This is a genomic window from Mesorhizobium sp. M1050 (assembly GCF_040318715.1).
GTDB lineage: Bacteria > Pseudomonadota > Alphaproteobacteria > Rhizobiales > Rhizobiaceae > Mesorhizobium.
Genome location: NZ_JAMYMV010000171.1, coordinates 1 through 1095 on the forward strand (window position 1 = coordinate 1; position 1095 = coordinate 1095).

General features: G+C 56.4%; 1 protein-coding gene and 2 pseudogenes. All 3 read right to left on the reverse strand.

What is annotated here, in order from left to right:
• Positions 1-94 (reverse strand): annotated as a pseudogene (locus NKH57_RS33715) (IS6 family transposase); the annotation flags it as partial.
• 69 nt (positions 95-163) lie between these two features.
• Positions 164-685, reverse strand: a complete 522-nt coding sequence (locus NKH57_RS33720) for a sulfocyanin-like copper-binding protein (protein ID WP_352950683.1) — start codon at positions 683-685, stop codon at positions 164-166.
• 187 nt (positions 686-872) lie between these two features.
• A pseudogene (locus tag NKH57_RS33725) lies at positions 873-1095 on the reverse strand (transposase); the annotation flags it as partial.

Here is a 1095-nt window from a genome sequence, read left to right on the forward strand (position 1 = left end):
TCTCTTCCAGATCGCGCAGGCTCAGATTGTAGGCCAGGTGCCAGCGCACGCACAGCAGGATCACCGACTGGTCGAAATGGCGGCCCTTGAACATCACGTGCTCCTCCACAGCTGAGGAGTGTTTCTTGCCATGCTCCGCTTACCGAAAGGTTTGCGACAGAGCCTACTTGACCGTGAAGACCGCCCACATCCCGGATGTAAAGTGACCCGGAATGTTGCAGAAGAGAAGGTACGTGCCCGGCTTTAGATCAAGCCGCAGGACGGCAGTCTTATTCGGATCGAGCTCGGAGACTTCGCCTAGAATACCCGGCATTTTATCCTCGTCCACCCTACTCTCGCTGCTGTTGTATGGAAACAGCCTCGACAAATCCCTGAGCCGCGTAATGATCATTTCGTGGATTGTGTCCTTCGATGAGTTGAGAACCTCGAACGTTATCTCGCCAGCATTGACGGTGTCCACGCTAAGGGCAATGCCCATCGTCACCTTCGACATATCCTTGCCGACCGCGGGAAACCCGAGGTTGGTCGCCATAGCCGTTTCTACTCCCTTGTCCCAAAGCGATACGTTTACCACCGTCCCTGCGGCATGGGATGGACTCGCCGTCGCCACTTCGATGGCCAAAGCCGCAATCGGCAGAAAAGCGCGGATAGCAAGTAGCCTTCCAATCCCGTTACCTCTGAACATGATCGAGCCTTCTATCTAACCAGAGTGACGCCAGTAGAATAGTTGTCCGAATCATGAAACGCATTGATCCAAATCAGTGAATGACCACGCGACCAGACGCTCCCTGAATCACCGTCGCCGGCCTCGGCGTGATCGCGCTCCTGTAACGCCTAAGTGTCTGAATCGGAATGACCGCCATGTTTTCAGTCCTTGCGAGGCGTCGGGTGAGCAAGCGGATGTTTGCGATGAAGACGCAGGCCCGTGCGGATTCGATGGATCGCTCGAAGTCCTTGGCCAGCCTTCGGCATCTGCCCAGCCATGCGAAGGTCCGCTCGACGACCCATCTTGCGGCAGGACTTCGAAGCCTTTGGCGCTGTCCGACCGCTTGACGATCTCCATGGTGAACTTGCCGATCTTTTGCAGGGCGCCCC

Bases quoted from the DNA above. Each gene is read 5' to 3' on its own strand.
- NKH57_RS33720 (WP_352950683.1), bottom strand. From the start codon at position 685: ATGTTCAGAGGTAACGGGATTGGAAGGCTACTTGCTATCCGCGCTTTT.